A 26,080-nucleotide genomic window follows, 5' to 3' on the forward strand; every position below is an offset into this window, starting at 1 on the left:
TTAATCGATACAAACATGGTGCACCTTGCAGCATATTTGTAGAAAATCATCAGTTTTAACACTTAATATTCCTCATGAAATCGTTTGTTATTCCAGAAATTTATAAAAGCAACATTATCGGGAGAATCAAAGAGCTACGCCGCACAAAAGACCGCCTGAAAAAAGATTTTTCGCCGACGGTGCTTGATTTGGGGCCTGTTACTTTTCTGATTGCGCGTCATTTTGGTTTTTGTTACGGAGTAGAAAATGCGGTTGAAATTGCTTACAGAACCATCAGCGAAAACCCTGATAAACGTATATTTCTGTTAAGCGAAATGATTCATAACCCTGACGTAAATGCCGATTTACAATCGCAGGGAGTAAAGTTTCTGATGGATACCAAAGGGAATCAGCTAATTGACTGGAACGAACTAACCCCCAACGATGCCGTAATTGTACCGGCTTTTGGCACTACACTGGAGATTCAGCAACAACTTGAAGCATTACAGATTGACCCCTATAAATATGATACTACCTGCCCGTTTGTAGAAAAAGTATGGAACAGGGCGCAACAAATAGGAGAACGCGGATACAGTATTATAGTACACGGTAAACCAACGCACGAAGAAACAAGGGCTACTTTTTCGCACAGTAAAGAAAACGCCCCAACAGTAGTAGTAAACGACATGGAAGAAGCCAAACTGCTGGCCCGATACATAACCAGAAGTTTGCCCAAAGCACAATTTTATCAGGATTTTGCCGGACGCTACTCAAAAGACTTTGACCCTGACAAAGACCTTGTACGCATTGGCGTAGTAAATCAGACAACCATGCTGGCTTCGGATACTCAGGCCATAGCCGATTACCTGAAACAAATCATTGTTGATTACTACCAGCTACAACCTCAGCAGACAGAGAAACATTTTGCTAATACCCGTGATACCCTGTGCTATGCTACAAATGATAATCAAGAAGCTACTTATGCACTACTAAAACACAAAGCCGATTTTGCCGTAGTAGTAGGGGGGTATAATAGTTCTAATACTTCGCATCTGGTAGAACTTTGTGAAGAGCAATTGCCAACGTATTTTATAAAGTCACAGGATAAAATTCTGGATAAAAACCTTATTCAGCATTATGACCTCCATAGCAGGCAAGAGGTAACGTCAGCGTTTATTCCTGAGCAGGAAAAAACAACAATTTTACTTACTTGTGGGGCTTCTTGCCCCGATGCCACCATGGAAGCGGTACTGCTGAAGATTTCATCTTTTTTTAATAATACAAAAGAAATATCAGAAGTATTAGAGGCGTTAAATTAGTAAAGGGGGCTGATAAGCAACTTTATATTTATTAATATTTTTTTAATAAAAAATTAAATTTTTTCTTGTTTTTATTAAAAAAATATTTGGTAAATTTACAATCTACTAGTCATTTTATAACCCATTCTAGCCAACTAATGATGTTTATGAAAATGTTAGACTATGTAAAATTAATCCTGGAAAAAGTAAGTTTTGAAAGTAGTTTGTTTGAAAAAGAATTAAAAAAATCGTTAAAACTATTGTCCTTCCGAGAAATACGCGAACTGAAAAAGTGGTGTTATGAAAAGTTCGGAAGTATTTACAGAGGGATACTCAACAAAACTTTCCGCCGGACACAAGTAAGTGTATAGAAAAAAGCCTCTCATAACCTGAGAGGCTTTTTTATTGTTTTCACTTCTATATCAGAAACGTTCTATTCAAAATTTAATGAAAAAGAAACCCAGGCACACCATGAGTAATGGAAGCTCGATTCCCCGAATGTATCAGGAAATGTGTCTGAGGAAGGTTATTTAGTACTTTATTAGTACCGGCGTCCGCCGCCACCGCGGTTGTAATCTCCACCGCCACGGTTGAAACCGCCACCACCACCTGATGGTCTTTCTCTTCTTTCTTCGGCTTGGTTAACTACGGCAGTACGGCCGCCGATATCTGAGCCATTTAATTTGCTGATAGCTTTTTGAGCCGCTGCATTGTCAGGCATTTCTACAAAGGCGAAGCCTTTGCTTCTCCCAGTGACTTTATCAGTAATAATTTTTACAGAACTTACTTCACCGTATTCTTCAAAATATTGCTTTAATTCACTTTCTTCCAATCTGAAGGGGAGACTTCCAACGAAAATATTCATGGTAACTTGTATGATTTGATTGATAAATTGTATTTAATAATAATTATTTAAACTAAACGATAATAAAACTATTTGTACCACATTTTCGCCTTCTTTACAGCATTTTACTCCCAAAATTACGGCTTATAAACCAATTTTCAGAATGGTAATAAAATAAAAAAGTGTGAAGCACATTACTGTGCTGTTCACACTTTTCTATGATTTTGTTGTATTATACATGGCCTCGCTGGCTGATGTTGCAAATGTTTGCGTCAAAGGTAATAAATTAATTGGCCATTTCCGACAAGAATTTAATACGCATTAAACGTAATTCTTCTTCGGTGATGTCTTCGCCATCAAAATTTTTCTGAGCCGCACGAATATTGTCGGTCTCGGCACTCATGAAATACTCATAAATAATATCCTGATGTTCCTCATCAATTACCTGATTAATATAATAATCAAGGTTAAGACGCGTACCTGAATAGCATATATGCTCAATTTCTTCCATGAGTTCGGTCATTGTTAAATCTTTCGATTCAGCAATTTCATCCAGATCAATTTTGCGGTCAATCTGCTGAATAATAAAAATCTTTATTTTCGATTTATTAACAGCCGACTTAACTACTAAATCCTGAGTGGTTTCGATTTCGTTTTCTTCTACATATTTTGAAATCAATTCCAGAAAAGGCTTCCCGAATTTTTGTACTTTCCCTAACCCTACGCCATTGATTTGAGCCAAATCCTGCGAGGTAGTTGGGTAAGTAGTAGCCATTTCTTCCAGAGAAGGGTCCTGAAAAACCACATAAGGTGGTACATTTTTATCTTTGGCTATTTTCTTGCGAAGCGCCTTGAGCAATTCAAACAACGCAGAGTCGAACGCTCCACCACCGCCCGATGGCCCGCTGTTCATTTGTACGTCGTCGTCGTCGCTACTTTCGGTATTTTCGTAGTTATGGTCTTCCGAAATAGTAATCGGGTAAGAATCAGGTATGAAATTCTTTCCTTTTTCGGTAAGTTTAACTACACCGTAAGCATTTTCAATATCTTTTTCCAGATAACCCAACACCATCATCTGGCGTAGAATCGATACCCAGTAATCGTTTGGTGTTTTCTTGGCATCCGACTTCTTAGCTGGTTTTTCGACTTTTTTAGGCGACTGCAAAGGGCTTTTGGTTGCTACTGGTGCGTCGTCATCCTCATCTCCTTCATCATCGCTAATGATATCTAATTCTTCCTCTTCTTCGTCGTCGTCATCCTCTTCGTCGGCATCTACAAACATTCCTTTTCCTTTGCCATACACTTCAAGTTTGTCGTGTTCATAGCTACGGATATAAGGGTTTGAAGTATTGGCTGTTAATACGTCGGCAATATGCTGAATATCAAACCTTTCACCTATCTGTTGAATAGCCTTCAGAGCCAGTACGGCTTCATCTTCTATTTTAAACTTCTTGGTTGGTTTAAGACAGTTATCACAAAAACCGCAGTCCTTTTCCATGTACTCGCCAAAATAGCTCAGTAACTGGCGGCGGCGGCAAATACCCAGATTTGAATAAGCCACCATTTCCATCAGCAGAGCTTTGGCGTTGTCGCGCTCGGTAACGGTTTTATCTTTGTTGAACTTCTCTAGTTTCAGAATATCATCGAAGCTATAAAACATCAGGCAGTTTCCTTCCAGCCCATCGCGGCCGGCTCTTCCTGTTTCCTGATAATACCCTTCTAACGATTTTGGCGCGTCGTAGTGAATCACAAAGCGAACATCGGGTTTATCAATACCCATTCCGAAAGCAATGGTTGCTACAATTACATCGGCTTCTTCGTTCAGGAAGGCATCCTGATTCTTCATACGTGTGTCGGCGTCAAGCCCTGCATGGTAATGCAATGCTTTAATACCGTTAACGCTCAACAAATTAGCAATTTCTTCTACTTTTTTACGGCTCAGGCAGTATACAATACCAGATTTGCCTTTATTATTAAGAATATAGCGAATGAGTTGTTTTTTAGAATCAATTTTCGGACGAATTTCGTAATAAAGATTCTTTCTGTTGAACGATGATTTAAACACCATCGCCTCGTCCATGTTAAGGTTTTTCTTTATGTCTTGCTGCACCTTTGGGGTGGCAGTAGCTGTAAGCGCAATAACAGGTAAATTCGGGTTGATGTCATCAATAATACCTCTGATTCGGCGGTATTCAGGCCGGAAATCATGCCCCCATTCTGAAATACAGTGAGCTTCATCAACGGCAACAAAAGAAAGTTTCGCTTTCTGCAAAAAAGTAAGGTTATCTTCTTTGGTAAGCGATTCCGGCGCAATATAAAGCAGGCGACACTCCCCGTTCAATACATCGTTTTTTACTTTGGTCATTTCGGCCTTATTGAGGGTCGAGTTCAGAAACTGGGCATTAATGCCGAAGGCAGTCATCTGGTCAACTTGGTTTTTCATTAAGGCAATAAGCGGCGAAATCACAATAGCAGTGCCTTCAAGTACCATAGCTGGTAGCTGATAACAAAGCGATTTCCCGGCTCCTGTGGGCATAATCACAAAAGTGTTCTGACCAGACACTATGTTATTGATTATCCCTTCCTGCTCACCACGAAAAGCATCAAAACCAAAAATTTCTTTGAGTTTTTCCTTTAATGATTGTTTAATAATTGGTTCTACCATAAACGCAAAATTGCTGTACGGAAAATTTACTAATTATATATTAACTGGAATATAAGTATCTGGCAATTTTATGTTAGCTGTTTCAACATGAAACAGTTTATCAAATATTTTTTCGCTGTAGAGATATTTTGCCGCGGCTATAAATAATAAGTAAAACAATAGGTCTCTGTGGTAATCTTGTAAACAACAGTTAGAAAATCCTGATACTTATACTTGCCGTAGCGATGTCTCGCCTTAGCGATAGATACTACAAAAGTTCGATTAACGGCTTAAGCCTGTTGCTAAGATACTATTTTTTTACTTGCTTTTTGCAAATTTTTGCTTCGGTTTTTTTTAAATAGATACATATAGTGGTTTAATAAATTGTTTTGTTGTGACTAAGTTTCTGGATATAAGCAGGGTTTTTATGCCCCAATTGGTACTAATCTTTGGCAGCGTGCTTAACAAGCATTACTTTTGCCTCTAAAATATCTGATAAAGAAAAGTGAAGACGAAGTTAGAAAAAAATTTACAAAGCGTAGCGAAAAAAGTTCTGCAAGATGAGGCGGAAGCAATACTTTCTTTGAAAAATTATATTAATGAACAATTTGAATTATGTGCAGAAGCAATTCTGGCTTGTAAGGGCCGATTGGTCATAACCGGAATAGGCAAAAGTGCAATTATAGGGCAAAAAATTGTAGCCACCATGAACTCTACGGGTACACCTGCCTTATTTATGCACGCCGCAGACGCTATTCATGGCGATTTGGGCATGATTCAGAAGGAAGACATCGTTTTGTGTATTTCCAAAAGTGGCGATACCCCCGAAATTAAAGTGCTGGTGCCTTTGCTTAAAATGCACGGCAACGTAATGATAGCGATGGTTAGCAACGAGCGGTCGTATCTGGCTACACACGCCGATTTTATTTTGAATGCACACGTTGATAGAGAAGCCTGCCCGCTTAATCTGGCTCCTACTACCTCAACTACTGCCGCATTGGCTCTGGGCGATGCGCTGGCTATATGCTTGCTTGAAATGCGGGGTTTTACCAGTAGAGACTTTGCTAAATACCACCCCGGAGGAAGCCTCGGTAAAAAAATGTACCTGAAAGTAAGCGACCTATACCCCAACAACGAATTGCCTAGAGTGGGCGCACAGGCAAGTTTGAATGAGGTTATTCTGGAAATGACCTCGAAACGGCTCGGAGCTACTGCCGTAACTGACGAAACCGATACGCTTTTGGGTATTATAACCGATGGTGACTTACGCCGGATGTTAAACAAACAACCTGATTTTGCTACCCTGAAGGCTCAGCACATCATGACAAGCTCGCCTAAAACAATAAGCCCTGACGACTACGCCGCAACAGCCCTGGCTCTGATGCAGGAAAAAAACATTACTCAACTGGTAGTGGTAGAAGACTCCAAACTATTAGGGTTTGTACATTTGCACGACTTATTGAAAGAGGGATTGTTATAGATATAAAAATATATTATATATTTAAGCAGAGAATCTAACACTTACCTTAAAAATAATAAAACCGACTAAAAATGACAACCAATTTACCAGAAGAGACTCCGCTGGAATCAACCACTGGAGAGTCTACACCTGTGCCTAACGAAAGTACTGCTGCTGAAACTCCTGAAAACGTAATTAATCTCAGTAAACCCAGCCAAACTACCGAAAGCATCTCTACGGAAACCGTAGCGCCACCCAGTGAACCTACCAAGCCAGCGGTAACGGCCGCCGAACAACCCAGAGAATACTGGAAGTTATCTTTCCACGGTGAAGGAACAAAGTTTTTTGTGATTCAGTTAGTTAACTTTATTCTGCGCTTATTAACGTTTAACTTCTATTATCCGTGGGCAAAAGCTGCCAAGCTACGTTACCTATATGAGCAAACCGAGTTTGCCAATAGTCGCTTTACTTTTCATGGAACAGGTAAAGAGATATTTATAGGATATATCAAGCTAATTGGTTTTTTGTTATTAGGCGGGCTGATTTTCGTTTTTATGCCGCTAGGTTTAAGATTTACGCTTGGCATATTTTTATTCTATGGATTACTTGTAATTATCTATCCGCTGGCTTTGCATGGTACCGTAAAATACCGTTTTTCCAGAACTTCCTGGAGAGGCATATTCTTTGGGTATCATGGGCAACTCAGCGAACTAATCGGAAGATTCTTTTTAGGCGTATTATTCTCAATTTTTACGCTCGGTATATATTTTTCATGGTTACAAGTTGACTTACGAAGATATGTAACGGAAAATCTCCGTTTCGGTAACGTCGAATTTGCCTTTACAGGGCGAGGTACCGACTTGTTTCTTATTAAACTTAAATATTTTGCTTTTTTGTTTTTAGGTTCTCTGGCAATCGGAGCAGTAATAGGCACAGGTGAAGCTGAAGAGTGGATTTTTCTGCCTGATTATGCGAAAATAGTTTATTTTACTAGCAGATACTTCCTGTTAATTTTCTTGTTTGTATTGGTGACTGTGATGCGTCAGAGAGAAGTATTTCAGTTTTATGTAGATAACACTAAAATATGGCAAAATGGCCAATGGCACGAAGTAACCCTTGACCTCACTATTGTCGATTTGTTTATACTGAGTGTAACCAATGTTTTAATAACTATTTTTACATTGGGTATTGCTACACCATTTGTAGAAATCAGAACCCTGAATTTCATTATGCCAAGATTAGCCATTGAAGGAACCTTTGACCCCAATTTACTGGTACAAACAGAAAGTGACTACCGTGATGCAACCGGAGAGGATATTGGCGATTGGCTAGACATCGACTTGGCTTGATAATACTCTATTTATGAAATACTCGGCTACTTATTACGACGGAAAAACAAGCCTCCCTTATGAGGCTCAGGTAGATGTTTTCGGCAACTCGCTTACTATTTATTATAATAGTATGCAGGTGGTATGGGCTATTACAGCAATTGATTATAGCTCATTTACCGGAAAAGGTAAAACGATGCTGAAATACGGCGATTTCCCCCATCAATACCTTGAGTTTCCGATAGATTCTGACTTGTCAAAAGTATTAGAAAAGTATCTGCCCAAACGCGCCGCAGGCTTTTGGGCATTTGCCAACGAAATGGCAAGTTCTGGGTTCAAAGGGGTCTTTATTAGTGTAGCTATTTTTCTGTCAACAGTAGCCGGTATATATTTTATTGCCTTGCCAAGCCTTGCCGCTTATGTAGCAGGCAAAATTCCGATGGATACCGAAATAGAGTTGGGCAAGCAATTTTATAAAGCTTTTGTTGGTAACGCAGACATTGATAGCCGCAAAACCAGATTATTGAATAAGTTTGCAAGTAAAATTGACTTTGAAACAGCATATCCTTTAAAGTTTACAGTCGTGCGAGACAATCAGGTAAATGCCTTTGCACTCCCTGGTGGAAACATAGTGGTATATAGCGGCATTCTTGAAAAAATAAAATCACCTGAAGAACTCGCAGCTTTACTCTCACACGAAGTAACCCATGTTAAGGAACGGCACTCATTAAAAGGGCTGGCACGTAGTCTGGCGGGGTCAATGCTAATCTCAATCATAGTGGGAGATATGACTACCATCGGAAACATTATGGTTAGTCAGGCCAATAATATTTATCAGTTGAGTTTCTCGCGTGATATGGAGAAAGAAGCTGATTTGGAAGGGCTTGAAATTATGAACCATAACCACCTGAATCCGCAAGGAATGGTGCATCTGATGGAACGCCTTCAGGATGAAGAAAAAAAATATAAAGCCGACCAAATGCCCGGGTATTTAAGTTCTCATCCTATGACAAAAGATAGAATCAGTTACATAAAACAACAAAGTAAAGGGAAAACCGGAGAAAAAAATAAAGATTTGGACACCCTTTGGCAACAAATACAAGGCTCTGCCGAAGATGAAGTATCGGAGCCAGAAAACTAATACCAAAACACCCCCACACACATGTATTAAAAATAACTTAAAGCCTGAAAATTTTTTTATTTTTTAACAGGGGTATACAATAATGTGTATATATTTGTGTTAGTAAAACATAATACTACCTAGTCCTACATTTATAATCATCTAACGGTCTGTTTTTTAGCCATAAAACAGATTACTTTTAAGTTTTTTTAAAAGGAGATAGAACTACTAATTTTTAAAACCCAACCGAGATATTTTATAAGCTGTGCAGCAAAATAACAAACAAGCACCAGTGCTTTAAGGCATTATTGGTGGCTGCTTGTAGCTTTGCCGCAGAAGCGTAAAATTTGTTGTATTATCATAAATTTCATATATAAGGTTTTATCTATTTTTTTCAAAATGGGAGTATCTTTCCTTTTTATTCAAAGGCTTGTTAAAGTTTGTCGGGGAATAATAATTATTACACTTACCCTTTTTACGGGCATTGCTGCCCATGCTCAGGCAAAAGTAACTTTTGGCAAAGGCAATGTAAAGAATGTTTCGGTATCGTCTTCTTCAAATGCCACTGACCAGACAGGCATTAAAACCTTAATGAGTTCGGGTTATTTACCTAATAAAAACGCGGCGTCTCGCTTGCTTTCTCAGGCTACGGTAGGTGCTACCTATGATGAAATCGAAAGGGTCAGTAATATGGGTATCGAGCAGTGGGTCGATGAACAACTGGCTAAGCCTAACAATTTCAGATTAGAAAGCTATGTACAGGGTCTGCATCAGTATGTGGTAGATTCGCTCAGACGTACCGATGGCTCCAAAACACTCGAAAACACATTCATCAGTGATTGGTTTTTCGACATCGCTTGGTTTCAGGGTAGTATGACCAGCAACGACCTGCTCCGATGGCGTGTAGCTTTAGGGCTAAGCGAAGTCTTTGTTACTTCGCGTATTTCTCCTTTTGAGGGTAACCCCTATGCGCTTGCCAGTTATTATGATGTATTGATGGACAACGCTTTTACCAATTACCGAACCTTGATTGAGAAAATTACGTACCATCCGTCAATGGCAGTGTATCTTACCTACATGAATAACCATGCCACCGATGTAGCTAACGGAAAACAGATATATCCTGATGAGAACTATGCCAGAGAAATCATGCAGTTGTTCTCGATAGGCTTATACCAGCTTAATCTGGATGGTACAGAAAAAAAAGACTCAAACGGGAAACTCATTCCTACTTACAATAATACCGACATCGCTAATCTGGCCAAAGTATTTACAGGCTTATCGTGGGGCGATAGCAAATATCTCGGTGATTCTTATAAGAACTACTGGAGTTATACCAAGAAACTTAAGTTTTATGCCATCGATTCGAGCGATGCCTATAAAAGATGGTGGATAACCAACCCAAGAATTGTAAATGGCCATGAGGTAGGGCCTAAAACTTTTCTGGGAAGTACCATTCCTACCCGCTCGGTTCAGGATGGCGAACTCGATATTAAAGATGCCCTTGATATTATATTTAACCACCCCAATGTTGGCCCATTCATTTCAAGGAGGCTCATTCAGCGTTTAATCACATCAAATCCAAGTCCGGCTTATATTCAGAGAGTTGCTACTGTTTTTAATAATAATGGCAGTGGCGTAAGAGGCGATTTAAAGGCCGTCATAAGGGCTATTCTGGTTGACCCCGAAGCCAGAGACTGTTGTAATAACGGGCAGTTTAAGGGTATGTTGAAAGAGCCATTTCTGCGATACATGAATCTGGTTAGGGGCCTAAACCTTACGGCCAGTGGAGGCGTTTTCAGGAACGTTATGCGCAGAGCTTACGATAAAATGGGGCAGCTTCCGCTTTTTTCGCCAAGTGTATTCAACTTCTTTTCACCTGACTATACGCCTGATGGAGCTTTGAAAGGTACAGGTAAATTTGGGCCTGAGTTTCAGACCTTAAATGCCCAGACCGTAACAGGCTACATAAATGCGCTAAACAGCTGGCTTATTAATGATGACCCTGTCGATTTTTATAGCGTTTTCTCTGGTGAAGTGTACAAAGCAGCCCAAGACCCAAGATTCAATCTTGAAAGTGACTACTCGCTGACAAGGAACGACCGCCTTTCTAAACTACTAGATAAATATAACCTTATTTTAGCTCACGGGCGTTTGTCGCAGAAAACACTGGATAGTATCAAAAATGTGCTTTTAAATATAGCTTATATTGAAACAAACGGAGTGCCTAATGTTGATAGTGCTTTTAGAAGAACCCGTATCGCTATTTATTTAATAATGTCCTCACCTGATTACCTGATAAATAATTGAAAGTAATGAATAGACGTGATTTTTTGAAGCAATCAGGCTGTGCCGCTATGGGAACTACAACATTGCTCAGTACGCTCACAAGTCTGGGGGCTGTAAACGGAGCAATGAGCCATAAAAAATATGGAAGTAAAGAAACCGAAGCAGACGACTACAAAGCATTGGTGTGTGTATTGTTGGCTGGAGGTGTTGACTCGTACAATATGCTGATTCCGACCGGAACAGGCGGCGGAGATGTTGGCTATAATGAATATGCTGCAACCCGCTCCGACCTTGCTATTCCTGACCCCGCTACTATTCTGGCTCTAAATAACCCTCAATGTACTGGTTTCAGAAATAAGCCTTGTAGTTATAATGCCTTTGGGGTGCATCCTACCATGACAGGCGTAAGAGACTTATTTAATAACGGTAAATTGGCTTTTATCTCAAACATCGGTACGCTCGTTGAGCCATTAGCCAATGTAAGCGAATATGAAAGCGGGTTGAAAAAAATTCCGTTAGGCATTTATTCGCATTCCGACCAGATTATGCAATGGCAAACTTCAGTTCCTCAAAGCAGAAATGCGCTGGGTGTGGCAGGACGATTAGGCGATTTACTGAATGCGATGAACGCAAATCCACAAATCTCAATGAATATATCGCTAGGGGGGAAGAATACTTTCCAGACGGGCGAAAACGTATCAGAATATTCGATTAGTAATAATGTAAGTGCGAATAATATTGGGCTTGAAGGCGTACCAACATGGTGGAACAATGCAGGTATTATTAATGAACTCCGTACGGCATCTATCGATAGTATGGTTTCACAAACGTATGCCAATCTGCTTCAACAAACTTATTCAAATACAGCCAAAGGTGCTATTGACTCGTATGCTATTTTCAAGGAAGCCGCCAAAAGAATTCCTTCTATGGCAACCCAGTTTCCGACTTCAAGCCTCGGCAATGACCTTGCCGCTGTTGCCAAAGTAATGAGCGTAAGGAATAATCTGGGAGCCAAAAGACAAATATTTTTTGTGACTTATGGCGGCTGGGATATGCACGATGGCCTTGCTGCTGGCCTTAACCTGAGGCTACCTGTGGTAAGTAATGCGCTAAAAGCCTTTTACGATGCAACTGTCGAACTGGGTATTGCCGACAAAGTAACTACATTTACTATCTCGGACTTTGCCCGTACAATTACCTCCAATGGTTTGGGGTCTGACCACGCTTGGGGTGGTAATATGATGGTAATGGGCGGTAGCGTTAATGGTGGAAAAATCTACGGAACGTTTCCACGTATGGTGCTTACTAACAATACACAAAATATCTCATTCCGTGGAAACTTCATTCCGTCGGTATCAACCGACGAAATGTATGCCGAACTGGCCCTGTGGTATGGCGTAAGCCCAGCCGATTTATGTTATGTGTTGCCTAATCTGGGTAACTTTTATAGCTATTCGGCTAATAATTACCCGCTAGGACTAATGAATTTTAATGGTACGAGCATCTCAAACATAGACAGACCGCAATCTTGTTTGACTTACTAAGCAAAAGCATCAGATGAAAAATATTTTCAGAATAATCATATTATTTACTTTTATTTATCCTGTGTTAATTAATCCGGCAAAAGCTCAGAACTGTATTGGGCCAGCCGGACAGGTAAAGTGGAGTTACTGGCTAAATCCGGTTCAAAGTGGTTTGCTCGACCTTAAAAGCCTGTCGGTTCTGGAAAACTTTCCAAACAGACCCGATGGCTCTCAAATATTAGGTACTTTACAGTCTCCGATAAATTATACAGATTATTATGCCGGCATGATAAGAGGTTTCATTAAAGTACCTCAGACGGATACCTACATTTTTAATATCACTGGTGACGACAAAGCCTTGTTCTTTCTAAGTACCGACCAAACCGCTACCAATAAAGTTAAAAGAGCCGAAGTTACCACTTATACTGGTATTGAAGAACGTCAGAAGGAAGCAGGGCAAACATCGCAAGAAATACAGTTAATAGGTGGCCAGTACTATTATTTTGAAATGTATAATTTTGAAGGAACCGGCGGCGACCACATGAGCCTCTGGTGGAAAAAGGCATCAAACCCTTCGGCAGTCTGGGCCCTCGTTGACTTCAACTATATTTATGAATATACTTGCGGGCAGGTATGCCCCCCAAGAGGTACGCCTTGTAACGATGGCAATGCCGCTACAACCAACGACCAGCAGGATGGCTTTTGTAACTGCGTGGGAGTTGCCCCTACGGCTAATACCTGTGTAGGCGAGCGTGGACTCATCGAAGCCTATTATTATGATAATATTCCGGGTACATATATTGAAAACGACCTGATTAATGCCCCGAAATTCCCACTTTCGCCCGATAGACGCGAAAAACTGAAAGGAGCTTACGGCCCTATTCCGACAGTTCCGCTTTATGCGAATGATAGTTACGGAACACTCGTGCAGGGATACCTGACTGTTCCGGTGTCGGGTACTTATGAATTTAATATTACCGGCGATAACCAGACCTTCTTCTTCCTCAGTAAAAACGATTCCATAGAGTTTAAACAGTACCATCAGGCCATTGTAGTAACAGGGGTAGGCGAAGTAGAACATGATGTATCTGTTTTGCAGAATATACCACCTATCTATCTAGAAAAAGGTAAGTATTATTATTTCGAGTTCAGGCATAAGGAAAACAACTGGCGCGACCACTTTAATTTATACTGGAAAACGCCATTTTATGAGCAAAAAGTCTGGAAAAGGGTACCGGCATTTTATCTGTACGATTATAAATGTGAAGTAGCTTGTATTGCGCAGGGAACACCCTGTAACGATGATAACCCCTATACTAATAACGACAAAATCAATGCGTCCTGCGATTGTGTCGGAACACCCTGTTCTGGCCCTGACTGTAACGATGAAGCTGTAAGTTATAAAGTTTATGATTCGTGTAGCCCTACCGATAACCTCACCACTACTTCGGAGTCGTCATGGATTTCTTGCGGGGCAACTACCAAACCAAATCCGAATACTGCCCGAGCGAGCTATAAAAACTGGATTCTCTACGATTTCTCGAATACCTACAAGTTTCAGGATACAAGAATCTGGAATTACAATGTAACAGGCGAAACCAACAAGGGTTTCAAGAGCGTGTACGTCGACTACTCTACTGATGGTGTAAACTGGCAGCCTTTGGGTGGGTCTTATACGTGGCCCGAAGCCCCCGGAAGTGCCGATTATTCGGGTTTTTCTGGCCCTAATTTTAATGATGTTAAAGCGCGGTATGTACTTATATCGGCAGCCAATAACTGGGGCGATGCCACCTGCTCGGGTTTCAGTAAAATAACCTTTAATGGGTCGTTATGTGATGTGGAAGGAACCGCCTGCGACGATGGCGACCCTCTTACCAGAGATGACAAGTTCGATAATAGTTGTAATTGCAGAGGCGAAAATATTAATTGCGCCAGTGATACTATTACACTGAGCCGTTCGCCGCTCTCAAACGGAGAATTCAAAGCCATAAAAGGTATTGCTGCCCAAAGTAGCGTGCCTTCAACAACCGACATTTCGTTTACGGCAGGTAATAGTATTGTATTATTACCGGGTTTTGAAGTGAGTACAAATGGTGTATTTAAAGCAAGTATTGCCAATTGTGTTCAGCAGGCTTTTATGGCTAACGAAAAAGCCACAGCGGCTACCGACGACAAAGGCGTAACAGACTTCAAAACAGACAGTACCGAAACAAACAGGCTTAAAAAAATCATATTCAGGCTTAATAAGCCCGGCTATGTAAAATTAAAATTAAAAGATAAATCCGAAAATGTGCTGGTAACGCTTATTGATAGCTATTACGAAAGTTTGGGTACGCAAATAAAACTTTTGCCCACAAATAAGCTCCAGAAAGGTCTTTACTGGATAGAATTAGAGGTATCAGGTAAGATACTCAAGGAAAAACTCGAAATAAAAGATTAAATACAAAATATTTCTTTCCGTAGAATAACTTTAATCACATTTTAATTCAATAGCGTTTCTATGAGCCTCCAAAAACTCATACCTTCGTACCATGTTTTTTGTATTTTTCTTATAAACATCCTTATAAAGAGATAATTTTAGTATCTTTTTCTAAGGATATAGTGCAGATAGAAAAATACCTCCTAAGCACTACGAAATAATGATGAGTTTGATTGATTTTTTAAGTAAAGCTCTAAAAGAAATCATTGATTTCTTTAGAATTGGTGGATTGTTAGATATTATTCATTCGGGTAATTACAGAATTTTGTTAACTCTTGAAGGATTCCTTAGTTTTCTTGCTCCTTTAGCACCTTTATTAATACTCTTAGAGGTAATCTGGTTACTTGTTTTACGCCGTTTTAATGAAGAAACTTATCGCGTTCCATTCATGATTATCCTTATCAACAGGGTATTGTCACGGGTGGTAGGGGTTTCTGTTATTCTGATCTGCATAAATGTTTTCAGCAAGTATGCTCTTTTTCATGTATCATTAAAATGGTACTGGTTCATTTACGGGTATCTGGTATATGAATTAAACACATTTATACGCCACTATTTGTCACATAAGGTCAGGTTGTTATGGTGTTTTCATTCGGTGCATCATGCGCCCGAAAGTCTTAATGCTTCAATTACGCTTAATACCTCTTATGTAGAAAATATCTATACCGAATTCTTTACAGCTACTTTTTGTACTTTATTAGGTGTACCTCCCATTATGCTTTTTACTATCATGATTATTGATAGTATCTGGGGAGCATTTGCGCATATCAGTGAAAACTCTCTGAAAAATGCTAGATTGGGTTTCCTCGAAAAAATAATTCTTACGCCTTCGCATCATCGGGTGCATCATGGCCGTAACTTTTTATACATGGATACAAACTTCTGTTCTATCATTAATATCTGGGATAAACTTTTTCATACCTATCAGGAAGAAGAAGAGGCTGTTCCGGTAGAATATGGTATTACAAGAGAGGTAAATGCTAATAAAATAATAGATGTATACTTTGGGGAGTTCGGAGAACTATGGCATGACATTAAAAGTGCCTCAGGGTTTAAAAATAAGCTCCTGTATATATTTATGCCTCCGGGTTGGAGTCCTGACGGAGAAGACCTGACCGCCAAGACATTAAGAAACAATTTTATTGTTGAAATGAAAAGCAAGGCTTAAGCCTTGCTTTTCATTTATTTGAGTTGTTTTACAACCTCTTCTTTTTCGATAAACCCTTCGTACGACCACGAAAGTTTTTTGTCTTTATATATATGTAAAATGGGCAAGGACCTAACACCAAGCACCTGACATAATTCAGGGTTATCATCGGCATTGATACGCACTACTTTTACTTTATCTTTCATATCGGTAGCAATTTCTTTCAGGTAAGGCTCCATTTTTTTGCAAGGAGCACACCACTCGGCATAGAAATCAACCAATACCAGTTTGTCAGACGTTATCAGTTGTTCAAACTGTTGTTTGCTCATACCAGCCGAACCACTATTGGTAGCCGAAACTTCAGGCAAGCTAGCTGCGCGCCATTTCATAATGCCGCCATCAAGTTCGTATACTTGTTTGAAGCCCATTTCACGCATTTTAGCAGCAGCCGAAGCACTTCGTCCGCCGCTTAGGCAATACACAAAAACAGGCTTTGATTTATCAAGAAGGGTTATCTGGTTGCTAAAATTGGCATTTCTCCAATCAATGTTTCTGGCATCTGCCAAATGGCCTTTGGCATATTCCTCTGGGGTTCTTACATCAACCACGTTTGCATCGGGTGTTTGTTTGATTTTGTCAGAAAAAGCATTGGCATTAAGATTAGCCGACTGGCTCTGGCCTTCCGAACAAGCCGAAGCCATTAATACGAGGGCTATCAGGCTGGTAAAAAAATATTTTTTCATCTTCATATTTAAAGTATATCAGAAAACAAATATAAACTATACTTTTCATTCTGAATGTAATTAATGTTACATAGCACTAATAAAAACGCTTCAGGCAACATAAACTGATTTTTTTTCAGGAAAAACAGGTTTTATCATTATTAACCAAACATAATTAACACATAATATTGACTTAACATTAGCTTAATATTGGGATACTAGTTTTGCAGCGTGAAAAAAATACACGCTAAACCAATATGAACAAGCAAAAAATTTCTACTACTCTCTTTTTACTATTTGCTACTATTATCACTTTTGCCCAGACGGGTACAATTCGTGGAACAGTAAAAGACGCAAAAACCAACGAAGATTTAATTGGAGCAACAATCAAGATAGATGGCACTGCATTAGGTGCAGTTACTGATATTAACGGTTTCTTTTCGATTGGGAAAGTTCCGGCAGGTAAAGTAAAAGTGCTTATCACTTATGTATCGTATCAGGACAAAGTAATTTCGGATGTAGCCGTTGTAGCCAACAATATTACTGAAATTAACACCGCTCTTGAAGAAGAAAAAACAATACTACAAGAGGTAAAAGTAACCGCAAGCCGCTTAACAAACACAGAGGTTTCTGTGATTTCAGAAATAAAAGCGGCGCAAATGGTTGTTAATGGTATTTCGGCTCAACAAATTGCTAAAACCCTCGACCGCGACGCCGCTCAGGTAGTAAAACGTGTGCCGGGTATTACAATCGTAGGCGACAGGTTCATTAACATCAGAGGCCTGAACCAACGTTATAACAACGTAATGTTGCACAATGCGTTTACGCCTAGTATGGAAACAGACGTAAAGTCATTTTCATTTGATATTATTCCGAGTTCGCAAATCGATAGAATGTTGATTTTTAAAAGCCCTTCGGCTGAATTGCCAGGCGAATTTGCAGGTGGGTTAGTAAAAATCTTTACAAAAAATATACCTGACAAAAACTCTCTGGTAATTGATTACAGTACTTCTTACCGTAGCAATACTACTTTCGGAGATTTTTATCAGGCTCCTCAAGGTAAAAACTACTGGACAGGCTTTAACAATGGTTACTACGACTTACCTAAATATTTTCCTAATAACATAAGCCAAGTAGCAAACAACCCGGCATTACTCGAAACAGCAGGGCGTTCACTTAAAAACGAATGGATTGCCAACCAGTCGGTTGCTACGCCTGACCAACGCATTGGTATAACAGGTAACTACAAATTCTCGATTGGTAATGTAAAAGTGGGTAATGTTACAGCTGTTAACTACTCCGATACCCGCACCAACTTTATGGTGGGCCGTAACGACTTTAATGCCAATATTAACAACACTCAATCGCCGATTTATAATTTTAACGACCAGCAATACAGCCGTAATATCCGTGTAGGTTTAATTCATAACTGGGCGTTCCGTTTTAATGACAATAACTCAATTGAGTTCAAGAACCTGTTCAACCAGTTAAGCAATGCAACCTATACACAACGTACAGGTTTGGCCATTGAAGCAAACTATATTCCTGACAACCACTCGTTCAATCAGATATACCGCGGTATTTACACAGGCCAGCTTACTGGTAAGCATACTTTGGCTAAAGGCAAAACAACTATTGATTGGGTAATTGGTTATAATAATTCTTACCGTGACCAGCCAGACTACCGCCGTTACCGTTCAGACGTTGACCCTAACAGTGGCACGAAATCAGTTTATATTCCTATCGGAACCGCACAGGCGTTCTTCCTTGGAAGATGGTTCTCGAAAATGCAGGAAAATGGTTATACAGGAGCCGTAAATGTTAGCCAGAAGATTACGCTTTCAAAAGAGAACGAAACAGAAATGGAGTTGAAAGCCGGTTTATTCTATGAGAAAAAAGACCGTAGCTTTGATGGTAGAAACTTGGGTTATGTACGTGGCTCGAATTTCAACGGCGAACTCTTCACCGCTCCGATTAACGTTATCTTTAATAATGTTAATAACACAAATGGTATCAGAATCGACGAGCAAACTAACCCTAACGACTCTTATACAGCAGGTAATAAATTATTGGCTTACTACGCAAATGCTAATATTCCGCTTACAAAAAAATTAAATATCATTGGTGGTGTTCGGGTTGAAGATAACACACAAAGTCTGCAGAGTGCTTTTATAGGTGGTGCTAAAGTATCAGTAAAGAATCCGGTATTAAGCGTATTACCTTCGGCTAATTTATCGTACAATTTCTCTGAAAAAATGTTAGTAAGAGCCGCTTACGGACAAACCGTAAACCGCCCTGAGTTCAGAGAGCTTGCGCCATTCTCGTTTTATGATTTCGACTTCAATGTAGTATATGAAGGTTATACAGGTCTTAAAATCTCGACAGTAAACAACTTTGATGCCCGTTGGGAGTTTTACCCAACTCCGGCCGAAGTTATCAGCATAGCAGCTTTCCATAAAGATTTCAGAAATCCTATTGAGATTGAAGTAGAACCCGGTAGTGGTTCGTTGGGTGCCAAGACTTTCATCTATAATAATGCCAAAAGTGCCAGAAGCACAGGTATTGAGTTAGAGGTGAAAAAAGGGTTGGCAAGTATTACTTCATCAAAGTTTCTGGAAAGAGTAAGTGTATTATTTAATACCACACTATTAGTAAGTAAAGTAAAATTAAGAGATGGCTCGGTTGGGCAGTCAGACAACCGCCCTTTACAAGGTCAATCGCCTTACATTGTAAACACGGGTATTAACTACAACGACCAAGAAAGAGATTTTCAGGTAAACATTCTCTACAATGTTATTGGCAAAAGAATCTTTGCCGTAGGTTTTCAAGGGTATCCTGACCTTTACGAGATGCCAAGAAATGTACTTGACCTTACCTTCTCGAAGGGTATAGGCAGCCAGTTTGTAATCAAAGGTGGTATTAATGACATTTTCAATCAGGCGGCTTTAATTCTGCAAGATGGTAATCAGGATGGCAAGTTCGACCGTAAGAAAGATGAAATTATGCAACAGTACAAACCCGGCAGATTATTCTCGATAGGTGTAAGCTACACCCTAAGCCGCAAATAGTAATTCAGTTTGTATCAATCGATAATAAAAATATAATCAATTAAACAAATCATTGATTTAAAACTCTAAAACTCCAAAAATTATGCAATTTTCAAAATTCTCTCGATTGTTTGCAGCATGTACGATAGCGGTAGCGAGCGTATTTGTGCTGAACTCATGTAAAGAAGATGAAGAGGTTTTTCCGGCACCAACTGTATCACCGGGTGCAGAAACATCAGGTGTACCAGGAGCTAAAGTAAATGTAACAGCTTCGGTAAGTGCGCCAGCAGGTTTGAAAACATTGACTATCCTGAAAAACGGTTCTCCGTTCGATACAAAAACTTATACTGGTAACGAAACAGCAGATAGCTACTCAAAAGAATATACTATCGAAAACCTTGCAGCTAACACAGTAGTAAACTTTACTGTTATTGCTACCGACAGCAAAAATCAGGCTTCGGCACCTGTAACAGTTACAGTAAAAGTAACGGCTGTTCCGCCTAAAGAAATCGTAGTTGTAAAAGGTTTATTGACAGGTAACATTACTTGGACAAAAAATAAAATCTACAAACTGTCTGGCTTTGTGCGTGTAGGTGGTGACACCACCGAAACTGCCGCTGCAAATGTAGCTACGGGTACACTAACAATTGAAGCAGGTACTGTAATTATTGGTGAGCGTGCTACTAAAGGAACCTTGATTATTCAACGTGGTAGCAAAATTATTGCTAATGGTACTGCTTCTGAGCCAATCGTGTTTACATCTGAGCGCGGTGTGGGCGAGCGTGAAGCTGGTGACTGGGGTGGTTTAGTAATTTGCGGTAAAGCAAAAAATAACTTGCCTGGTGGTTCGGCTCAATTAGAAGGTAGCTATAAAGCATGGCACGGTGGCAGCGATGATACCGATAACTCTGGTAGCTTGAAATACGTACGTGTTGAGTACGCTGGTGTACCTATTAACCCAAATCAGGAAATTAACTCATTCACTTTCGGGTCAGTTGGTAGCGGTACAACTCTTGAGTACTTACAGGCATCTTACGGTGGCGACGACTCTTACGAGTGGTTTGGTGGAGCCGTAAATGCAAAATACCTTGTAGCATACAGAGGTCTTGACGATGATTTCGATATGGATAACGGTTTCAGAGGTTATATTCAGTTTGCGGTAGGTCTTCGTGGGTCAACCATTGCTGACCAATCAGGTTCAAATGGTTTTGAGGTTGATAACGACGGACAAGGAACAGCTTCTGAGCCTTTCACTTCGCCAACACTTGCAAACGTTTCTTTAATTGGTGCTAAACAAACACAAGAAACTTTCATTAGCACATTGTTCCAGAACGGTATGCACTTACGTCGTAATAACAAAATTAAAGTTTACAACACTTTTGTAACGGGTTATCCGAACGGTGTTTATATCGATGGTTCTACTACGGCTGCTAACGCTAATGCTGGTCAGCTTGTATTAAACAATGTAGTTATAGCTGGTGTAACTGGTTGGGGTACTAACGGCTGGGGACAAGGTGCTGCTACACAGCCACAAGGTTTCCCTGTACGTGACATCAACACTAGCTCACCTGCTGGTGACCTGTCTATTGGTTCACAAAAACCTTCGGCTTGGTTTGCTGCGCAACCAGGTAACAAGGCTTTGGCATCTTGGACAACCTCTGGCATCAGCAACACAGTATTTGGCGCGGGCCGTCCGACATTTACGCTGACTACTTCTGCTACTGACGCCCTAAGCAAAGGTGCTTCGGCAGTTACTTTGCCTGCATTCTTTACTGCAACCGACTACGTAGGTGCATTTAAAGATTCAGACTGGACAGCTACATGGGCTGAATTTAACCCAAGCTCAATAGTTTATATTAAATAATATTACCCGATAAAGAACAGGGAGTAGGCATTCCTCCTCCTTGTTCTTTTACTTTTACCTCAACACCAATAGAAAATGCAGAAGATTTGTTTAATGTTGATTTGTGTGTCGATGTTATCATGCCAGACAGACAAATACGATGTGAATAACTATTTTGATAAAGCCCAACAAGATACTTTACTGACCAACATTGTAACCTATATTTATAATAAGGCCCCTCAGTCGGATAATAAAACACGATTCCAGCCACAGTACAGAAGTTTCTATGTTGCTGCCCTGCCAAAATTTAGTATAGAAAATTATTACATTGCCCCTGACAGTACCCATTACTTTTTTGTGATACGCCCCGTAGGAAATATGCCTTATAAAAGAGGCGTAATAGGTCGATACAAACTAGGCAAGAATTTAATGCCAGTTGATTTTGAAGAGGTAGTTAACACCCCTCATCTGGACGAAAAACTGGTAAAAGAAAGAGGGAAATTCTTGTTAACTCAACTTATTAAAAACGGTAACCTTAATAAATACCTGCCCATGAAAGATTATGTTGAATGGCCCGATGCAAATCTGGTTTATGACAAACAACTGAATGAGTGGGTAGCTCCTAAATCGATACAATAAAAGATATTTAGTGTAACAGCTACAAAGATTATCAGCCCTTTGGTTGAGAATTGAATCAGCAGATTCATATTGGTGTTAAATCAGAAAAGTCAGGAGCTTTGCTTCTGACTTTTTCTTTATAATAGGTTTATAACTAAAACATTAGCCCCGCACTGTATCTTAAACGCTGAAAACCCGCCTCTGTTTATAAATAAAATAATAGAAAGAAAGTTGCTTATAGCGTAAGCTCTATTTTTTTGATAGACAAAACGGCACCTGTTCAAAAAGCATCAGAAAAACATCATTAGCATTAGGTAAGAATAAGTTTTTTATTGAGGGTAGGTTCATCCAGCATTTAAGTTTGATAGGCAAGGGTATTAAAAACAAATTACAGTATCCAAGAAAATAGTCTATTGGTTTTCTTGGATACTGTAACTCAGAATTTTAGCTGGAACGTCCTTTTGTTTATAGGTATTTTATTTGTCTTTTTTCCGTGTTTTCTTTTCTAACCCTTTAAAATTGAAGGCTACTTTACCTACGCTGGGCTGGTTGTCACCAATCAGGAATCCAAATGGTTTCAGCCCATCAATTCTGTCGAAAATTACTTTCAGAATAGCCGTAAGCGGAATCGAAAGAAACATACCTGCAATACCCCATAGAGCTCCACCGATAAGTACAACTATGATAGAAATAAGGGCATTTATTTTTACTTTACTAGCCACAATGTTAGGTACAATCAGGTTATTGTCAATAAACTGCACTACCGAAAATAACACTATTACCCAAAGCGCGTAGCTTGGCTCTTTGGTGGTGAGGGCCATTGTAATAGGGAAAACCATGGCTATGAGGTTACCAATATAAGGGATTAAATTCAGGAGCGCGGCAATAATTCCCATCAGTACGGCATACTGAATACCCATAACCAATAAACCTACCGAAATCATGGTAGCTACAATAACCGCTTCAATAAGTAAACCTATCAGATAGCTTTGAATTAACCCTTTGGTTTCAAACAATATTTCTTCTACTAATGATGTCTTCACATCATGAAAAAGCATGGCGATAAACTCAAGAAGTAAAGGTTTGTAAAAAAGAATAAGAAAAATATAAACGGGCATAAGTACAAACAAAGTAAATACATTGCCCATGGCACCAATCGTTTTGGTAATAATGGCAGTTCCATTCTTCATGCCTTCACTTTTAAGTTTATCAATCAGTTCCTGAATTTTAGGCTTACTCATGTTAAAAGTCTGTGAAATCCAGTTAATGGCTTCTTGTGCAAAGCCATCAAATTTCTGTTTGAAGAGTGGGGCCGAATCGCTGAACATAACCAGTTGCGAGCCAATAAAGAATAATACTCCGCCAATTACAATGAATCCGGCCAGAATCGCCAGTAAAATGGCCAGTATCCTGTTAAATTTTTTGCTACACAGAAAATTAACAATAGGGTTAAGCAGTATGGCAACAATAGTGGCTAATATAAACGGAATAAGAATATTTTGCCCAATGTACAATATGTAAAAGAAGGCCAGCAGGCCCATCGTGATTTGTGAAAGTTTAAGATAAATAGGTAACTTAGATGATTCGGTATTCATGGCTTTATTTATTAACAGGTATTTGACTTTACAGATACTTACCTTATCTTTTAAAAAACCTTACCAGTTATTCTTCTGCATGGTACATGGGTAGATATACGTAATGCAATTGTTTTATGTGGAATGCTACGTATAGCTGTTGTAGAATTTATTCTACACGTACCCTGACTTTATATTTAATATTGCCATAACATTGAGTTTATATTGCCTGCCGAAATTAGGGATTCATTTAAAAAATGGACCCCGTGAAGAAAATCCTCGAAAAATCAGAGTTACTTTTAATTATCTGGTGTATTGTTGCAGCTTTTGGTACTTATTTCTGTATGTATGCTTTTCGTAAGCCTTTTACCACAGGTTTGTACGAAAACTACGAGCTATGGGGCATGGGCTATAAAAGTATCCTGATTATTGCACAGGTTTTTGGGTATATGCTTTCAAAGGTTATCGGAATTAAGGTTATAGCCGAGCTAAAAGCTACAAGCCGTATCTGGTTAATTATCGGGCTGATAGGCTTTGCTGAAATTGCCCTGCTAGCTTTCGGATTTGTACCTTTTCCGTACAATTTTGTTTTCCTGTTTCTGAATGGCTTGCCTTTAGGTATGGTATGGGGTGTCATATTCAGTTTTCTGGAGGGGCGCAAACTTACAGAGTTTCTGGCTTTAGGCTTAAGCCTGAATCTGGTAATGACTTCAGGAGTACTGAAAACCATTTATTTATCTTTACAAGAAAACTTCCATATCAGCGAATTTCATTTGCCTTTTGTAATTGGGCTTATTTTTCTGCCTTTCTTTCTGTTTTTTGTCTGGATGCTGGCGCAAATACCCCCGCCTAATGAAGAAGATTTAAAACTAAGAAACAAGCGCGTTGCGATGTCGAAGGCAGATAAAGACCAGATAGTGCGTGAATTTGGCATAGGCTTGGTCTGTTTTATCGGTATGTATCTGCTTATGGCTACCATGCGCGACTTCCGCGATAACTTTGCCGTAGAAGTCTGGCGCGAAATTGACCCCAAGTTTAATAAAATTATTTTTTCAGAAATAGAAACCACCATAGGTTTGGTAGTAGTAAGCCTGATAGCCTTGATAGCATTTATCCGTAATAATTTTTATTCATACCTGACTTTCACCGGAATGATGCTCATAGCTGTTGTTGCCTGCGGAGGTAGCACATGGGCTTTTCAGCAGCACCTGATTACGGCAAAATTCTGGATGTTGAGTTTAGGAATTGGGCTTTTTCTGCCCTATTTACTGATACAAACCGTTGTATTTGAACGCCTCATTGCTTTATTTAAAGCGCGGGGTAATGTGGGCTTTTTGGTATATATCTGCGATGCCGTGGGGTATTTGGGTAGTGTTGTTTTGCTGGTTTATCGTGAGTTTTTTCTCAAACAGATTTCTTTCCTGGAGGTACTTATGACTTTCAGCTATATTATTTCGGGCGTGTGTTTTGTTTTGCTTATCATACAGTTATTTTATTTTACCAATAAACACCTGAACGGACGAATATGGTGGAAACTAACACCTGAGTCAGAAATGGTGTAGGAGCATATAATAAAGCCCTTTTATTTTTATTAGATAAAAGGGCTTTATAGGTTGGAATTAATTTTCAGTTAGCTCTGCTAAGGGCTTAAAGTTGCCATTTTTTAGCTTTTCGGCTACCTCATCATACGGAATTACCTCCAGAATATTCGTGATATTAATATCAGTAATCTGATAATCTTCTACTGTGCCAAGCCTTTCGCTGATAAGGTTATAAGCCTCAAGCGGGTTAGCGGCATTAATGAGCATATTAAATGGGGTGCGTTTTTCTTTTTGTGATTTCTCATCAAAGCTCATGAAGTTTACTTTTACTTTAAACCATGTTTCTGAGCCGTCTTCTACAAAGAAAACCTCATGTACTTTCATGCGTGAAAGCCCGAATAAATGAAAATCGGGTGTATTTGATGCCACTGCCGAATAAATTCTGGCCTCGGCATCGGTGTAAGATACCGCATCTACCAAATACACTTCTGTAACTTTAACGGTTTTGTCTTTTTCGTCTACTATTTGATAACGAATTTTCCCTTGATACCACGCTGACATATTATAATGGATTATTAATGAATGGAAATAATTATAGTACAAAAGTAAGGAGGGTAATTTAAAT

General features: G+C 39.5%; 18 protein-coding genes. 13 read left to right on the top strand and 5 right to left on the bottom strand.

Annotation, left to right across the window (positions count from 1 at the left end; genetic code table 11):
* Nucleotides 1-74 precede the first annotated feature (74 nt).
* Entirely contained in the window at nt 75-1,298 is a 1,224-nt protein-coding gene (locus tag WAA15_RS10850) for a 4-hydroxy-3-methylbut-2-enyl diphosphate reductase (protein WP_337042764.1), read from the top strand.
* Nucleotides 1,299-1,444: 146 nt separating this feature from the next.
* On the top strand, nt 1,445-1,648 hold the full coding sequence (locus WAA15_RS10855; protein ID WP_337042765.1) for a hypothetical protein: 204 nt from the start codon (nt 1,445-1,447) through the stop codon (nt 1,646-1,648).
* A 170-nt stretch (nt 1,649-1,818) separates the two neighbouring features.
* Here WAA15_RS10855 and WAA15_RS10860 read toward each other — a convergent pair whose 3' ends face one another.
* Nucleotides 1,819-2,142: an RNA recognition motif domain-containing protein gene (locus tag WAA15_RS10860; protein ID WP_337042766.1), complete on the bottom strand. Its 324-nt coding sequence runs from the start codon at nt 2,140-2,142 to the stop codon at nt 1,819-1,821.
* 265 nt (nt 2,143-2,407) lie between these two features.
* Nucleotides 2,408-4,786, bottom strand: a complete 2,379-nt coding sequence (locus tag WAA15_RS10865) for a RecQ family ATP-dependent DNA helicase (RefSeq protein WP_337042767.1) — start codon at nt 4,784-4,786, stop codon at nt 2,408-2,410.
* A gap of 484 nt (nt 4,787-5,270) precedes the next feature.
* Here WAA15_RS10865 and WAA15_RS10870 point away from each other — a divergent pair, with 484 nt between their 5' ends.
* From WAA15_RS10870 to WAA15_RS10900, 7 genes are all read left to right on the top strand, one after another.
* The gene (locus tag WAA15_RS10870; RefSeq protein WP_337042768.1) at nt 5,271-6,245 is read left to right on the top strand and encodes a KpsF/GutQ family sugar-phosphate isomerase; all 975 of its coding nucleotides are present in this window, start codon (nt 5,271-5,273) and stop codon (nt 6,243-6,245) included.
* Nucleotides 6,246-6,316: 71 nt separating this feature from the next.
* A complete protein-coding gene (locus WAA15_RS10875; protein WP_337042769.1) occupies nt 6,317-7,573 on the top strand; it encodes a YjgN family protein in 1,257 nt (418 codons plus the stop codon).
* Between the two features lie 13 nt (nt 7,574-7,586).
* Nucleotides 7,587-8,693: a M48 family metallopeptidase gene (locus tag WAA15_RS10880; RefSeq protein ID WP_337042770.1), complete on the top strand. Its 1,107-nt coding sequence runs from the start codon at nt 7,587-7,589 to the stop codon at nt 8,691-8,693.
* A 378-nt stretch (nt 8,694-9,071) separates the two neighbouring features.
* On the top strand, nt 9,072-10,982 hold the full coding sequence (locus tag WAA15_RS10885) for a DUF1800 domain-containing protein (protein ID WP_337042771.1): 1,911 nt from the start codon (nt 9,072-9,074) through the stop codon (nt 10,980-10,982).
* Nucleotides 10,983-10,987: 5 nt separating this feature from the next.
* Complete coding sequence (locus tag WAA15_RS10890; RefSeq protein WP_337042772.1) at nt 10,988-12,505, top strand: DUF1501 domain-containing protein; 1,518 nt, start codon at nt 10,988-10,990, stop codon at nt 12,503-12,505.
* A 13-nt stretch (nt 12,506-12,518) separates the two neighbouring features.
* Nucleotides 12,519-14,924, top strand: a complete 2,406-nt coding sequence (locus tag WAA15_RS10895; protein WP_337042773.1) for a PA14 domain-containing protein — start codon at nt 12,519-12,521, stop codon at nt 14,922-14,924.
* A 199-nt stretch (nt 14,925-15,123) separates the two neighbouring features.
* The gene (locus WAA15_RS10900; protein WP_337042774.1) at nt 15,124-16,131 is read left to right on the top strand and encodes a sterol desaturase family protein; all 1,008 of its coding nucleotides are present in this window, start codon (nt 15,124-15,126) and stop codon (nt 16,129-16,131) included.
* Nucleotides 16,132-16,145: 14 nt separating this feature from the next.
* On the opposite strand, the gene WAA15_RS10905 is transcribed toward WAA15_RS10900, so the two are convergent.
* A complete protein-coding gene (locus tag WAA15_RS10905) occupies nt 16,146-16,853 on the bottom strand; it encodes a thioredoxin domain-containing protein (RefSeq protein ID WP_337042775.1) in 708 nt (235 codons plus the stop codon).
* 236 nt (nt 16,854-17,089) lie between these two features.
* On the opposite strand from WAA15_RS10905, the gene WAA15_RS10910 reads away from it, so the two are divergent.
* From WAA15_RS10910 to WAA15_RS10920, 3 genes are all read left to right on the top strand, one after another.
* Nucleotides 17,090-19,900 carry a TonB-dependent receptor gene (locus WAA15_RS10910; protein ID WP_337042776.1) on the top strand — a complete coding sequence of 937 codons (2,811 nt, stop codon included), beginning with the start codon at nt 17,090-17,092 and terminating at the stop codon, nt 19,898-19,900.
* Nucleotides 19,901-19,982: 82 nt separating this feature from the next.
* Complete coding sequence (locus WAA15_RS10915) at nt 19,983-21,743, top strand: Ig-like domain repeat protein (RefSeq protein WP_337042777.1); 1,761 nt, start codon at nt 19,983-19,985, stop codon at nt 21,741-21,743.
* 75 nt (nt 21,744-21,818) lie between these two features.
* Nucleotides 21,819-22,361, top strand: a complete 543-nt coding sequence (locus WAA15_RS10920; protein ID WP_337042778.1) for a hypothetical protein — start codon at nt 21,819-21,821, stop codon at nt 22,359-22,361.
* Nucleotides 22,362-22,816: 455 nt separating this feature from the next.
* Here the strand turns inward: WAA15_RS10920 and WAA15_RS10925 are convergent, their stop codons facing one another.
* Nucleotides 22,817-23,935, bottom strand: coding sequence for an AI-2E family transporter (locus WAA15_RS10925; RefSeq protein ID WP_337042779.1), 1,119 nt, complete (start codon nt 23,933-23,935; stop codon nt 22,817-22,819).
* A 245-nt stretch (nt 23,936-24,180) separates the two neighbouring features.
* On the opposite strand from WAA15_RS10925, the gene WAA15_RS10930 reads away from it, so the two are divergent.
* Nucleotides 24,181-25,476 carry a DUF5690 family protein gene (locus tag WAA15_RS10930; RefSeq protein ID WP_337042780.1) on the top strand — a complete coding sequence of 432 codons (1,296 nt, stop codon included), beginning with the start codon at nt 24,181-24,183 and terminating at the stop codon, nt 25,474-25,476.
* Between the two features lie 57 nt (nt 25,477-25,533).
* Here the strand turns inward: WAA15_RS10930 and WAA15_RS10935 are convergent, their stop codons facing one another.
* Nucleotides 25,534-26,016, bottom strand: coding sequence for a DUF4494 domain-containing protein (locus tag WAA15_RS10935; RefSeq protein ID WP_337042781.1), 483 nt, complete (start codon nt 26,014-26,016; stop codon nt 25,534-25,536).
* Nucleotides 26,017-26,080: the final 64 nt, after the last annotated feature.

Origin of the sequence: Emticicia sp. 17c (assembly GCF_037153985.1) — a bacterium.
In the GTDB taxonomy this organism is placed as follows: Bacteria; Bacteroidota; Bacteroidia; order Cytophagales; family Spirosomataceae; genus Emticicia.